Genomic DNA, 14,609 nt, shown 5'->3' with positions numbered 1-14,609 from the left:
CCCGAGTAGGAGCCTTTTCTATTTTATCTGATAAGATTACTTCTTTATAAAGCGCAATTCAACTGTATACATTTCACCAGTATCCTCATCTTCCTGAGTCCATTTAAGGTCTAGGTTAGCATCTGTCAGCCTTAAAATATCTACTGGTAACTCACTATCTGTACCCTTATCTAACAGCAACTTTTGCTCATTGTTAGTAAATTCCCAAGTCCCGTTTTCTGATGTACCAGTCAAGACAATATCATACGTGCCATTTGTCTTAAACTTGAAAGACGTATTATCAATATCAATGAAACTGGTTACATCTTGGCCATCTATAAAGGCTCTGTTTCCTTGCCATGTAGGATCAGTTAATAGGGCTGTTCTGCTTGGCTCCTTATCATCGTCCTTATCACAGCTTGTTAATGTTGTAATAATTAAGGTGGCAAAAAGAAAGGTCAAAAGTTTAATTTTGTTCATGATGCGATATCTTAACAAGTTGAATAATCCGATTTAACTTAAAGTTTTTAAAGTTGTAAATAAAAAAGAAAATCCTAAATAATTTTCTTCAAAATTACTTCACAAACTTTATTTCAGCATTAAATAGCACACCCTGGAAAGGAATCTTAGACGTTAGGTCAAGATTATTTTCTGTAAGTGTTTTTACTTCTACTTCCCCGTAAAGCTCAAACGTCATTTTGGTTTCGTCTTGGTTAAAGCTCCAATTACCGTTTTGTGTTTGTTCGCCCATATTGGTCATGTATTTGGCAGTATAAGTACCGTCTCGGTTAAATTTAAGCCGCACAGTCTTTATCTGACCTATCTGGCCGGTTACCTCGGGTCGATTCGATACATCAATACCATTTACCGTTACCTGGTCTCCGCGCCACTCATTCGCTACCAGTAAATCGGTTTTGGTTACAGGTTTAGGATCGTCTTTGCCGCAGCTGCTAAAAATAGTAAGGGTTAAAAGGGCAAAAAGGAGTGAGTATAATTCTCTTCTGTTCATAGATACGATTTGTAAATATCCTTGTATATCGTAGCTATGCAAATAAGGTTGAGCCTATATAACTGAATTTTTATACTTCAATGTAAACTATAGGATATTTACTTCCGGATGCAGTCTGATGCCAAACTTTTGCTCAACAGAATCAATGATATCAAAGGCCAGTTTGCGCACCTGTTCCCCTTTGGCGCCGCCATAGTTTACCAGCACCAATGCCTGGTTTTTGTGTACACCGTAGTTCTCAATCATTTTGCCTTTCCAGCCGCACTGCTCTATCAGCCAGCCGGCTGGCACCTTAACCGTTGTTTCTGTAACAGGGTAGGAGGGGATAGTAGGGTATTGCGCCTTTAAGACCTCGAATTGCTCTAATGGAATCTCTGGGTTTTTAAAGAAGCTACCAGCGTTGCCTATTTCTTTAGGGTTAGGGAGTTTTGTGCTGCGGATGTGGCAAACCGCGGCGCTAACATCTTGTATTGTTGGCTGTTGTACCTGCATCTCCTGCAGGGTAGTCTGGATGGCGCCGTAGCTTGTATTTATCCGGTGCTCTTTGGTTAATTTAAATGTTACGCCTGTTACAATGTACCGGCCTTTCAGCTTGTTCTTAAATACGCTTTCACGGTATCCAAACTGGCAGGTGTCATTGTCAAAGGTTTTAATTTCGCCGGTTGCTATCTCTACAGCCTCCAATTCGTAAAACACATCTTTCAGCTCTACGCCATAAGCCCCAATGTTTTGCAAGGGAGCAGCGCCTACAGAACCAGGTATAAGCGAAAGGTTTTCCAGTCCACCCCAGTTATGCTGCAAAGTATAAAGTACAAAGTCATGCCATACTTCGCCGCTTCCTGCTTTTACATATACATGCTCATCGTCTTGGCGCAGTACTTCAATGCCTTTTATCTCGTTGCGCATCACCACACCGTCGTAATCTTTTGTAAAAAGCACGTTACTGCCACCACCTAGTACTAACTTCTCTTCCTGCTGTAGCTCCGGCATCTGCATTAGCTCTTGCAACTCCTGCACGGTGCTAAACTGCACAAAGAGTTTTGCCTTTACATCAATGCCAAAGGTGTTGTAAGCTTTAAGAGAATAATCGGACTGCAGTTTCATAGGCGATAAGTTTAATGCAAAGGTAAGGATAGGAGTTAGAAAGTTAAAGCGTTTAGGAGTTTGTGAGTTGGAGCGTTTGGGAGTTAAAAAGATATAACTATAAGTGCAGAAGCAGAAGTAATTAATGAAAATTGCCCTCCTCGGAGGTTATAAGGGGATAAACTTCTGTTGAACAACACTATTTAAAGCAAAAAAGTATGAGCAGAGGCAACTGCTCCACTCATACTTTCTGTAGGCACTCACAGGTCTTTAAGAAGTTGGGAGATAAGAAACTTTCTAACTCCCAAACGCTCTAACTCAGAATCAGTCCTGGAAGAAGTTGATGCGTTTGGAAGTATAAACCATCACAAATCCGGCTACCACGGCAAAAGCAAGCCACATGGCAAAGCGGGCATAGTTCTGGAAGATCAGGTCACCGATCAGGAACAGGGTGGAGTACACCATAACAGCTGCTGAAATCCAACCGATAAGCAAATGAAACACCTTTGTTCTTGGCTTTGGCAAGCCCAGCGATTTACGAACAGGAGCCCAGGCACCATCCGGCTGAATCTTTTCATAAAATGCGTGCAGCTTTGTCATTGGCGTAGGGCGTGTTAAATAGGTAGCTGCTATCCAGGCAACTGTAGTAAAGGCCACAGTCAGGAAGAAGCTGTCTGGAAACTCCCAGCCAAGTATAAATTTAGACACACCGAAGGCAATGAACGGGGCAATGGTTGCTACAATCTCACTCCAAGCGTTAATGCGCCACCAGTACCATCTAAGTATAAGTACCAAGCCCAGTCCGGCTCCGGCCTCCATAATAAAGGCCCATACAGCAGAGATAGAGGTAATTTGAGTGGTTACGGCCAAAGAAACGATCATAAGTAAAACCGTAGTAATACGAGAGGCTGACACCAGCTGCTTTTGATTAGCCTCTTTATTGATGAAACGGCCATAAAAGTCGTTGATGATATAGCTAGCACCCCAGTTAAGCTGCGTGGAGATGGTACTCATGTAGGCCGCGAAAAAGGCAACAAGCAGCAAGCCTTTTAAACCTGCAGGCAAAAAGTCTTTCATAGCCATTACGTAACCTAACTTTTTATCGGCAGCAGAAAGATCAGGGTATAAAACCACCGCGCAAAGTGCCACAATGATCCATGGCCAAGGACGAATACAGTAATGCCCGATCTGGAAGAAAAGCGTTGCGTATAGAGCGTGCTTTTCGTTTTTCGTACTCATCATACGCTGGGCAATGTAACCGCCACCGCCAGGCTCATTGCCCGGATACCAACTGGCCCACCACTGTACCGTAGTAAATGCCAGGAAGGCACCCAAAGATAGCGTGAGCGATTTTGCTACACCTGTTGCCGTGGCCCCCTCAGTACCTACACTCGGAAAATAATCCAAAGACCAGCTTGGCAATTTAGCCTTCAAGCCTGTAATGCCTCCAATCTGCTCGGAGTTTACAACAAGTATAGCCAGTATGATACAGCCTGTCATGGCAATTACAAACTGCACCACGTCGGTTATGGCAACACCTAATAAACCTGACAAGGATGAATATGTAACCACCACCAGCATCGCAATAGCCACGTAAAACAGCTGCTCAGACTTTGGTACTTCAAAGAAAACCTCGATAATGGACATCAGCGCAACGTTTACCCAGCCAATAATTAAGCTGTTCATGAAAATGCCCAGGTAAATAGCCCGGAAGCCCCTTAAAAAGGAAGCAGGCTTGCCAGAGTAGCGCATCTCGATAAATTCAAGGTCGGTGATGATACCGGCACGGCGCCATAGCTTGGCAAAGAAGAAAGTAGTAAGCAAACCACCCAAAAGCATGTTCCACCAAAGCCAGTTGCCGGAGATGCCGCTCTGGGCCACCAGTTCTGTAACGGCAAGCGGTGTGTCGGCGGCAAACGTAGTGGCCACCATAGAGGTGCCGGCTACCCACCAGGTTAAGTTACGGCCACCAAGAAAATAGTTGGCCAAACTGCCGCTGGCTTTGCCTGTATAACTTATACCGATGCCTAAAATCAATATGGCGAAAACGGCCATTACAATCCAGTCGATTAAATCGAGGTGCATGCTGTGTGCTTTAAGGGTGAAAGATGCCTGATTTTGCAGTTTTTAATATTGAAGCCTGCAATAAGAAGCGTAAATTAAGAAAAGGAAATATAAATTACGAATTACGAATTACGAATTACGAATTACGAATTACATTCTCTTAAGCAACAAAGTCAGCTTCAAGTATAAAGTCCTGTGTCTGACAAGTAATATCCAGATCCTGACCCAGAACATGAGACTCAGAACTCATTAGTCTTCTAAGTAAAGCTTGTTGTTCACCAAGCCGCTTCTGAAATATTGCACATAGGCCTTTAGCTGTTGTTCGGCATTAGGGGTAGGGGAGGGAGCAGGCGCGAAATCAGGGAAAGTATAAAATCGTACCTGATCGTCCGCAGTTAGCTCTGTTACTCCATTTTGCTGCACCAGAAAGTGGGAGTTCCCATTATAAAGTATAGCGCTGCCATTGGTTGTGGTGTCCAGTAAAGAGTTGCCAAATGGCAGTACCTTGTTTGTGTTGATATTCAGGTAATCAACAATGGTAGGGAAAATATCAGTGTGCTGGGCAACCTGCTCTGGGTTTATACTTTCAAATTTTTTACCTGGATGAAAGAGTAGCAGCGGCACACGGTAATAACCCAGCTCGTTCTGATAGGCCGGAGCTATACTTTTCTGGGTATGGTCTGCAGTAAGTATAAACAGGGTGTTGTTATACCAGGGCTGCTTAGAGGCTGTTTTAAAGAACTCACGCAGAGCATGGTCAGCATAGCCAATAGATTCATGTATCTCCAACTCACCCTTCGGAAAACGACCTTTATACTTGGCAGGCACCGTGTAAGGTTGGTGAGAACTCAGGGTAAAAAGTGTGGCAAAGAAAGGCTTGTTATAGTCCGTTAACTTATGGGCTACATATTGCAGGTATGGCTCATCAAAAATACCCCAGAGGCCGTCAAAATCTTCTGCACGCTTTTCTAATGGGTAATCGTCAAGTCCATAATACTCCTGCACGCCTGCCTGCTTCGAGAAGTTGTTAAACCCCATGGTGCCATTGGCGGCTCCATGAAAAAAAGCTGTCTTATAACCGGCATCCTGCAGCACAGTGCCTAAACCGTGTAGTTTGTTCGCCTGATATGCTGACGTTATGTATGGCTCCTGCATCAGCGAAGGTATACCAGACAACACCGAAGGCAGCGCTTCGATAGATTTACGGCCATTGGCAAAGGCATTTTTGAAAAGTATCCCCTGCGTAGCCAGCGAGTCCAGGAAAGGAGTATAGCCTTGCCCATTGTTGAGGGCCCCGACATACTCTGAAGCAAAACTCTCCAGTATAATTACAACCACATTCTCGTTTAGCGGCTCTCCGTTCTGCTGGCTATACTTTGCCGGATCAAAAGCCATGGCGGCAAGTAAACTTTCCTGGTTAGGGAAGTAGTTTTTCAGCTCCAGCTGTGGCTTCCCGATACCTTTTATAAAAGTAAAAGGACTGTTAAGCGACAAGTGACCCAGAGCTGCGGGTTCAAGTATAAAGGCGTGGCTCACGCGCAGCGGCTTCAACTGCCAGCCACCCCGTATGGCAAGCACTGCAAGCGCTGCCATAAACAGCAGGCGCATAGCACGCAGTAATATATTCTTCTGGAAAGTATAAGGCTCTTTTAACGATGGGTATACTTTTGCCAGCAGGTACACCACAAGTATAAATCCCAGCACAATAAACCAGTAATTCTGCATCAACTGGCCCAACTGGTCCATGATATCGGCTGTGATGGTGGCTACTTCGTTACTGGAGCGTTTGCCTATGAACTTAAAGAACTCGACATCTACCAGTGCCAGGGCTATAAAGGGAGCATTGGTAAGTATAAACCATACTTTTAGCACGCGCTGGTAAACCGGGTTAAGGGTGTTGCCCCACGGGAACAGCGATAAAAGTATAAAAGGAGCATTAATGATGGAGATAGCCGCAAAGTCGAAGCGGAGGCCATAGAGGAATGCCAATAACGTATTGCCAGCTGTGGCCTCTCCAAAAGTGCTGTAGTTAAAAGCATAAAACAGGAGCCTAAGCAGCATATATACCACCAGGAGCAATCCCAACCGGCGCAGCATCAACTTTAAAGAACTGTCGATCATCAAGTAATTTATGTATTCAATTGCAGCTGAAGTATGGCTGCAATGTTATTTTAAACTAATCCCTCTAATATGAGAGTAGGTTAGCCTGGTGCTTTACCTCTTCTGCCTCTCAATATATTTAACTTGCCTATCTGTCATCTCGAACACCGCGAGAAATCTATTTAAGGTTTGCTCAAAAGAATTCTATCGAGATCTCTCCCAAAGGTCGAGATGACAAGTTACTGAGTTATCTCTTTAGATTGACCACATCAGAGTAGTTATGAGCCCATAACTGTAACTTATCCCACAAACCAACTACAAAGATACAATCAAAATTCGGCATAAATGAAGAGCGCCTTCCCGACGTGTGTCAGAAAGGCGCTCCTTATAGTTATAAAAGCCTAAAGCTTACAATACGTTTTCAACTGGAGTGTAATCCAGGTTAAATGCCTCAGCAACGCCTTTGTACACTACCTGGCCTTTAACTACATTCAAGCCCAGCTTCAGCTCATTGCTATCGGCGCAAGCCTGCTTCCAGCCTTTGTTTGCCAACTGAATAGCATAAGGCAGGGTAGCGTTAGTAAGCGCAAGCGTAGAAGTATAAGGCACTGCACCTGGCATGTTAGCCACGCAGTAGTGAACCACGTCATCAATGATATAAGTCGGGTTCTCGTGCGTTGTTGGCGTACAAGTCTCGATACAACCACCCTGGTCAACAGCTACGTCTACTACTACAGTACCCGGACGCATTTCCTTCAGCATGTCTCTTGTGATCAGGTGTGGAGCCTTCGCGCCTGGGATAAGCACTGCACCGATAATAAGGTCATGTGTAGAAAGTAGCTCGCGGATGTTGTATTCGTTCGACATGAAAGTGTTCACGTTGGCAGGCATTACATCATCAAGGTAACGAAGTCTTGCCAAGTTCGTGTCAAGTATAGTTACGTCGGCACCCATACCGGCAGCCATTTTAGCAGCGTTTGTACCTACTACACCACCACCCAGGATCATAACTTTGGCAGGACGCACACCTGGTACGCCACCAAGCAGGATACCACGGCCTTTAAGTGGCTTCTCAAGGTATTTAGCACCTTCCTGAATTGACATACGGCCGGCAACCTCTGACATTGGAACAAGCAAAGGAAGGCTTCTGTCAGCGCGCTCTACTGTCTCGTAAGCAAGGCAAACAGCCTTTTGCTTGATCATTGCGTGTGTTAGCGGCTCGTAAGATGCAAAGTGGAAGTAAGTGAACAACAACTGGTCTTCCTTGATCAGGCTGTACTCAGACTCAATTGGCTCTTTTACTTTAATGATCATCTCAGCAATGCCGTAAACCTCCTCAATGCTTGGAAGAATAGTGGCACCCGCAGACTCATACAGATCATCTGAGAAACCGCTACCCTCACCGGCAGTAGCCTGTACATAAACTGTGTGGCCATTGCGCACCAGCTCTACTACACCAGCAGGAGTAACACCTACACGGTTCTCGTTATTCTTGATTTCCTTAGGAACACCAATAATCATGTCGTTCTTAATTTATAGTAAATGTGTTGGTTTTTGTTAAAGTTGCGCAAATATACCATAAGTTAATGGAAATAAAAGGGCAATTAACGAGAGCTTGTTAAGTGGTTGATAACTAAGAAGAAAATACAAAAAAAGAGTGCAATTGTTTTTGTGAAGCATGTACGAACACAGACTTCTATAAATGAAAAAAGGCAGCGATAAAATCACTGCCATTAGTACAAAATAAAACTATGAAAAAAACTATCTGAAAGGTACCGGCTGATTGCCCTCCCTTAACATATTTTTTGAGGCCAGACTCTCTACTACATTTGCCTTTAGCGTTAGCTTCAGGTCTGGCATTACAATATCATTCGAAATTATGGTTACTACCTCATTTTGCTCCTTTAACATCATCGGAACGTAAGTGAGTTCCAAAGTTGCCGTTTGTCCGGGCTTTAATGATGGTTGCGAAACCTGGAAGCTTACACAATTACAGGCTGTCTTTACACCCTGTATAACCAGCGGCTGTTTTCCGGTGTTTTTTACCGTGAATTTAGCTACTGCTTTTTGGCCTTTTTCAAGTTTTCCAAAGTTATAACTTGTGCTTCCAACTGCCAAACGCGGCGACATTGCTTTTTGTTCCGGCGTGTAGCTAGTTTTCAAATCTTTTGGTCCAACCTCGCCTTTTATGTACAAAACCTGATTAGGAGTTGCTGCATTAGACGTAACGCTGATGGACTTATGAAACGGACCCGGCCGGCCCGTGCTGTTGTACATTGCCCTAATTACCCCTGTTTTACCAGGCAAGATCGGATCTTTGGTCCAATCAGGAGTGGTGCAACCGCAAGAGGGCTGTACCGCCGAAATAATTACAGGCTGGTTGCCTACATTTTTAACCTTAAACTCGTAAGCAGCCTGGGTGCCTTCGGCAATTGTACCGAAATCGTGCGTCTCTTTTTCAAACTTGAGTTCGCCCTGCGCATTTGCCGTGCCCACAACAAATATAAAGCAAAGTAGCAATAATAAGTAAAGATTTCTTTTCATGTGCTTAAAGAAAGCAAAAAAATTAGTAAAAATATTTTCGGATTAACCCGGATAAGGCAAATATATAAAATCTTTTAACAAAAATAATAGTGCTACAATTGTGCCAATTTAGTGCTAAATAGGCCTTAATTTGATTTTAGGCGAATCTTCTGTACTTTTGACTGCAACAAATTCATTTGGTTTAAAATAGAAAACATGCAAACTGCTGAAGCATCTATAACTCAGAGACTAACAGCTGAAGAAATATTAACCGATTACCGTATTGCGTGGGAAAGCCGCCAGGCCAGCCTTGCAGGCCGTAAGGAGGTTTTCATGGGCAAAGCTAAGTTCGGTATTTTTGGAGACGGTAAAGAGGTAGCGCAACTGGCAATGGCTAAGTTCTTTCAGAACGGCGACTTCCGTTCCGGCTATTACCGCGACCAAACCTTTATGTTTGCCATTGGAGAGTTAACGCTGCAGCAATATTTTGCCCAGTTATACGCCCACACCGATGTAGACGCAGAGCCATCAACAGCCGGCCGTGCCATGAACGGCCACTTCGGTACCCGCTTACTCGACGACGAAGGCAAGTGGAACAACCTGACAGAGCGTAAAAACTCAAGCTCCGATATTTCTCCTACAGCTTCACAAATGCCGCGCCTGGTTGGTTTGGCCTATGCCTCTAAACTGTATCGTCATAACCCGGAGCTACAGGGCCAGAATAACTTCTCAGTAAACGGAAACGAGGTTGCTTTCGGTACCATTGGCAATGCCTCTACCTCAGAGGGGATGTTCTTTGAAGCGATAAATGCCGGTGGTGTGCTGCAGGTGCCTATGCTGGTTTCAGTTTGGGACGATGGTTACGGTATTTCTGTGCCAGCCGAGTACCAGACCACCAAAGGAAGCATTTCTGAAATATTAGCCGGTTTCCAGCGCAACGCCGAAGGAGAGCAAGGCTACGAAATATTTAAAGTAAAAGGCTGGGATTATGCAGCTCTTTGCGAAACGTACGAGGCAGCTGTGCGCGTTTGCCGTGAGCAGCATGTGCCGGTACTAGTGCACGTAGAAGAGCTTACGCAGCCACAGGGGCACTCTACTTCAGGCTCTCATGAGCGTTACAAGTCAAAAGAGCGCTTAGAGTGGGAGGCTGATTTTGACTGCCTTAAAAAGATGCGTGAGTGGATACTGAATAACGAGTTAGCTACCGCAGAACAATTAGATAACATTGAGGCGGAGGCGAAAGATGCTGTTAAAATTGCCAGAGGTAATGCCTGGAATGCTTTTGCTAATGACATTAAAGCAAATCATGAAGAGGCGCTGCATCTGCTGGAAAATCTGGCTACTGCTAGCGAACACATCACAGAAGTTGCCACTATCACAGAAGAGCTTCGCAAAGTAAGCACCCCAATTCGCAGCGATGCGGTTAGAGCCGTGCGCCGTGCCCTGCGCTATGTGCGCGATGAGCGTAACCAGGCTAAACGCGAACTGGTGGAGTGGTTGGAGCAAACGATGGGCGAGAACGCGGATCGCTTTAACTCATACTTGTTCAGCCAGTCCGATGAGTCGGCGCTGCTGGTAGAGGAGGTAAAGCCTGAATTTGACGAGAACTCACCTGTAGTGGATGGACGCGAAGTGCTACAGGCTTGCTTCGATGCTATACTTGCCCGCGACCCGCGTGTGTTTGCCATCGGCGAAGACGTAGGTTTTATAGGCGACGTAAATCAGGCTTTTGCAGGCTTGCAGGAAAAGTATGGCGAGATACGCGTAACCGACACAGGTATCCGTGAGTGCACGATCATTGGCCAGGGTATAGGCGCTGCATTGCGTGGCCTGCGCCCGATCACAGAAATTCAGTACCTGGATTACCTGCTGTATGCTATCCAGATTTTATCAGATGATGTAGCTTGTTTGCAGTACCGCACCAAAGGTGGCCAGAAGGCTCCGCTTATTGTGCGTACACGTGGCCACAGATTAGAGGGTATCTGGCATTCAGGTTCACCGATCGGTATGATCCTGCACAGCATCAGAGGTATGCACGTGCTGGTGCCGCGCGACATGACACAGGCAGCTGGTTTTTACAACACGATGCTGAAGTCTGACGAGCCGGCCCTTATTATTGAGTGTTTGAATGGCTATCGTTTAAAAGAGCGTATCCCAAACAATATTGCTGAATTTACAGTGCCGATTGGCAGACCGGAGATTCTGAAGCAAGGCGAAGACATCACCATTGTTACCTACGGCTCTATGTGCCGCATTGTAATGGAGGCTGCCAAGCAACTAGAGGAGTTTGGTATTTCTGCCGAAGTAATCGACGTGCAGACGTTATTGCCATTCGACATCGAGCATGTAATTACAGACTCTATCCGCAAAACGAACCGGGTGCTGTTTACAGACGAGGACGTGCCAGGCGGAGCTACAGCATTTATGATGCAGCAGGTAGTTGACGAGCAGGGAGCCTGGAGATGGCTGGATTCTAAACCGCAGTGTCTGTCGGCACAAGCGCACCGCCCTCCATATTCATCAGACGGAGACTATTTCTCTAAGCCAAACGCAGAGGATGTGTTCGAGACTGTTTACGAAATGCTGAATGAGGCAGATCCGGAGGCTTTTCCAAAGATCTACTAAGTATATCAAAGTATAAAAGAAAACCCCGTCAATGCAGATTGACGGGGTTTTCTTTTATACTTTGCAACAACCGTTATTCCTTAAAAGTCAGCTTTATCGGTCTTGTTTCTACAATGTTGCTCTTATTGGGTACGGGTAAGTTTCTGTCGTAGATGTAGATTTGGAATTTGATGATATCACCCGGATTAAAGAACTCATCAGTGATACTGTTCAGCGTATACCTGATCTCACCCTCTAATGGCTCTGCCCGCTCGTCGTTTGTAAGCCTTTGAAAGCGCCCACTAAAATTAAAACCCGCTACTGGGAGTTGATATTTAACAAATGCGGAGTCTTTTAGGCTTCCCTGCACTGGTTTTTTGATAAACAGATCAGCTATAAAATTATTTTGGTAAGGAGAACCTGAATTGAATGGTGCCTTGCTGTCAGGATCAGAGCTTCCTGGGGTAGTTACAAGCGGCCTCAGACCCAGATCCCCATTGCCGTCCTGGTAGCCTACTACAATGGTCATATTAGCGGTAGTTATACCAAACTCTTTTGTGTAGTTTACATCAACCCGTTTAAATTCAATCTCGGGTGCATCAGGGTAATTTGGCTCCTCACGGCAAGAGCTAAAAGCTATAGCCAAAAAAGAAAGGGCTGCACCATACTTTAGCAGGTATCTCATGTAGGTTCTCAGAATATGAAGCTAAATTTAATAAACAAACGCATATAATATATGATTTGTTGTAATTTCTTTTGGCTGTTTCTTATAACGGAAAGCAATTATAAACGCTCTGCCAGCAAGGCGTTAGCAGTATTAAAATGCTGCAGTGTACCCCTGTAACTATATTCTTTTTACTTTGTTTCATTAATGCCAAACCGATGTGGATTTATACTTTTGTTAGGTTGAAATTAAGCTGCGTCAGGCCGGGGTAGAACATCTTTCTTCCATTCCGAACGTTTATACATGCCATGGGATACATTGTGTTTTTTGTTTTGGTAGCAGGCATGTGCCTGCTTTTTTATAGATGGGCCACTCGCAAAGAGCGAAGGCGCAAGAAAGTGCTTAATCAGGACTTTCCGGTGGAGTGGCGCAAGATTTTAACAGATAGAGTAGGCTTTTACCATACTTTGAAAACCGATGAAGACAGAAACCGCTTCGAAAAGATGCTGCAGCTGTTCTTGTCAGAGAAACGAGTTACGGGTATACAGGTAGAGGTTGATGATCTAACCAAAGTACTTGTTGCCTCTAGTGCCATCATACCTATTTTTGGCTTCCAGGACTGGGAGTACCATAACCTGGGAGAGGTATTTGTATTTCCGGGAAGTATACAGCGATTTAAAGATCAGGACACGGAGGCGGTGTCGGAAACACTGGGGCGGGTAAATCCTTTCCAGAACGACCATTATGTAACACTGTCTAAGCCTGCTCTTGAACGTGGCTTTAACGACATGGCAGATCGCAAGAACGTAGGTATACATGAATTTGCCCATATGCTTGACCAGGCCGATGGGGAGATAGATGGAACCCCTGAAGCTTACCTGCCGGCAGAACTGGTGCAGCCGTGGCAGGAACTGATGTATCGTAAGATCAAAAGCATAAAAACAGGCAACTCTGACATTGACAGTTATGGCGCTACCAGCGAGGCTGAGTTTTTTGCTGTGGTAACAGAGTACTTCTTCGAGAAACCGGATAAGCTGGCAGAGAAACACCCCAAGCTTTATGAGTTGCTTACAAAGATATTCAAGCAGAACCCGAAGCGCCGTTTCAGGCTTAACTTTAGAGAACTGCTTAACCCCTACGGTAAGCGCCTCGGCCGCAATGAGCCCTGCCCATGTGGTAGCGGTGAGAAATATAAAAACTGCTGCTTAGACAAAAGTAAGGCGGCATAGACTTTTTGCTTGTTCAGCATTTGGCAGAGCTGGGACTAAGCATGAAAAAAGAAAAGGCCACTGCAACCTAAGTTGCAGTGGCCTTTTAAATATAAATTGTAGCCTCTTAAGACACTACCGGTCTTGCATAGGCTTTGGCATCATCAAGGGTAACCTCAGTTCCGCTCATGATCACGAGGCGCTCTACCACATTGCGCAGCTCACGCACATTGCCTCGCCAGTCCAATTCTTTCAGGTATTCCAAGGCATCTTGTGTGATGGTTTTTGGCTTGTTGCCGTAGTCGTTGGCAATATCATTCAGAAACTTGTTTATCAGATCCGGGATATCCTCGCGACGTTCGTTCAATGGCGGTACGTGAATAAGGATAACCCCTAAACGGTGGTACAAGTCTTCTCTGAAGTTCTTTGCTTCAATCTCCTCCAGCAGGTTCTTGTTTGTAGCCGCCAATACGCGCACATCCACCTGAATATCTTTATCGCCGCCAACACGGGTAATTCTATGCTCCTGCAGGGCACGCAACACTTTGGCCTGCGCCGACAGACTCATGTCACCTACCTCATCCAGAAACAGGGTGCCGCCATTGGCCTGCTCAAACTTACCAATGCGCTGTTTTACAGCAGAGGTAAAAGAGCCTTTCTCATGGCCAAACAGTTCACTCTCTATCAGTTCACTTGGTATAGCAGCGCAGTTTACTTCTATCAAAGGTCCGTTGCTGCGGTTGCTGTGCTCATGTATGGCGCGGGCTACTAACTCCTTACCAGATCCATTAGGTCCGGTAATGAGAACGCGTGCATCTGTCGGGGCTACCTTTTCGATGGCTTGCTTTACCCTGGTAAGGGCAGGAGAGTGGCCTACCATTTCGTAGGTTTTGGAGATCTTCTTCTTCAGGATCTTCGTTTCCGTTACCAGGTTCGATTTATCCAGCGCATTACGTACAGTTACCAGCAGGCGGTTCAGATCCGGTGGTTTCTGCAGAAAGTCGTAGGCGCCTTTTTTGGTGGCCTCCACGGCAGTATCTATGGTGCCGTGCGCCGATATCATGATGAAGGGCGTATCCGGGGTGATTTCCATGGCTTTCTCAAGCACTTCAATGCCGTCCATACCAGGCATCTTAATGTCACAGAGCACCACGTCATACTTGTTCTTGCTCAGGTACTGCAGTCCTTTTTCACCGTCTTCGGCTTCGTCTACAGTATAATTCTCGAACTCAAGAATCTCCTTTAACGTGCTTCGGATGGCCCGTTCATCGTCTATAATCAGAATTTTGGGCATAGTTTTATTTAAATGTCAGCTAAGTATATGAAATAAACAACCGCTTGTCAAGGTTGCGGCTGCATTGCTGTAGGATTTCAG

At 45.2% G+C, this 14,609-nt stretch carries 11 protein-coding genes; 2 read left to right on the top strand and 9 right to left on the bottom strand.

The features are described from left to right. Positions 1 to 36: 36 nt before the first annotated feature. The 7 genes from H8S84_RS05940 to H8S84_RS05910 form a co-directional block, all read right to left on the bottom strand. Positions 37 to 459, bottom strand: coding sequence for a hypothetical protein (locus H8S84_RS05940; RefSeq protein WP_187066322.1), 423 nt, complete (start codon positions 457 to 459; stop codon positions 37 to 39). 94 nt (positions 460 to 553) lie between these two features. Further along, positions 554 to 988 (bottom strand): DUF5004 domain-containing protein, encoded by a 435-nt coding sequence (locus H8S84_RS05935; protein ID WP_187066321.1) that lies wholly within the window; start codon positions 986 to 988, stop codon positions 554 to 556. Between the two features lie 87 nt (positions 989 to 1,075). Next, the gene (murB, locus tag H8S84_RS05930) at positions 1,076 to 2,092 is read right to left on the bottom strand and encodes a UDP-N-acetylmuramate dehydrogenase (RefSeq protein ID WP_187066320.1); all 1,017 of its coding nucleotides are present in this window, start codon (positions 2,090 to 2,092) and stop codon (positions 1,076 to 1,078) included. 303 nt (positions 2,093 to 2,395) lie between these two features. Beyond that, the gene (locus H8S84_RS05925) at positions 2,396 to 4,156 is read right to left on the bottom strand and encodes a sodium:solute symporter family protein (protein ID WP_187066319.1); all 1,761 of its coding nucleotides are present in this window, start codon (positions 4,154 to 4,156) and stop codon (positions 2,396 to 2,398) included. A gap of 228 nt (positions 4,157 to 4,384) precedes the next feature. Then, positions 4,385 to 6,256, bottom strand: a complete 1,872-nt coding sequence (locus H8S84_RS05920) for an LTA synthase family protein (RefSeq protein WP_187066318.1) — start codon at positions 6,254 to 6,256, stop codon at positions 4,385 to 4,387. Positions 6,257 to 6,643: 387 nt separating this feature from the next. Further along, positions 6,644 to 7,756 carry an alanine dehydrogenase gene (gene ald / locus H8S84_RS05915; protein WP_187066317.1) on the bottom strand — a complete coding sequence of 371 codons (1,113 nt, stop codon included), beginning with the start codon at positions 7,754 to 7,756 and terminating at the stop codon, positions 6,644 to 6,646. Positions 7,757 to 7,996: 240 nt separating this feature from the next. Next, positions 7,997 to 8,779 carry a DUF1573 domain-containing protein gene (locus H8S84_RS05910; protein ID WP_187066316.1) on the bottom strand — a complete coding sequence of 261 codons (783 nt, stop codon included), beginning with the start codon at positions 8,777 to 8,779 and terminating at the stop codon, positions 7,997 to 7,999. 195 nt (positions 8,780 to 8,974) lie between these two features. Here H8S84_RS05910 and H8S84_RS05905 point away from each other — a divergent pair, with 195 nt between their 5' ends. After that, a complete protein-coding gene (locus tag H8S84_RS05905) occupies positions 8,975 to 11,383 on the top strand; it encodes an alpha-ketoacid dehydrogenase subunit alpha/beta (protein WP_187066315.1) in 2,409 nt (802 codons plus the stop codon). 73 nt (positions 11,384 to 11,456) lie between these two features. Here the strand turns inward: H8S84_RS05905 and H8S84_RS05900 are convergent, their stop codons facing one another. After that, entirely contained in the window at positions 11,457 to 12,047 is a 591-nt protein-coding gene (locus tag H8S84_RS05900) for a hypothetical protein (protein WP_187066314.1), read from the bottom strand. Positions 12,048 to 12,334: 287 nt separating this feature from the next. On the opposite strand from H8S84_RS05900, the gene H8S84_RS05895 reads away from it, so the two are divergent. Then, positions 12,335 to 13,255, top strand: coding sequence for a zinc-dependent peptidase (locus H8S84_RS05895; protein ID WP_187066313.1), 921 nt, complete (start codon positions 12,335 to 12,337; stop codon positions 13,253 to 13,255). Positions 13,256 to 13,361: 106 nt separating this feature from the next. Here the strand turns inward: H8S84_RS05895 and H8S84_RS05890 are convergent, their stop codons facing one another. Beyond that, positions 13,362 to 14,528 (bottom strand): sigma-54-dependent transcriptional regulator, encoded by a 1,167-nt coding sequence (locus H8S84_RS05890; RefSeq protein ID WP_187066312.1) that lies wholly within the window; start codon positions 14,526 to 14,528, stop codon positions 13,362 to 13,364. Positions 14,529 to 14,609 lie beyond the last annotated feature (81 nt).

This window comes from Pontibacter cellulosilyticus, assembly GCF_014306105.1.
GTDB lineage: Bacteria > Bacteroidota > Bacteroidia > Cytophagales > Hymenobacteraceae > Pontibacter > Pontibacter cellulosilyticus.
This window is presented reverse-complemented; position numbering and strand designations above follow the sequence as displayed.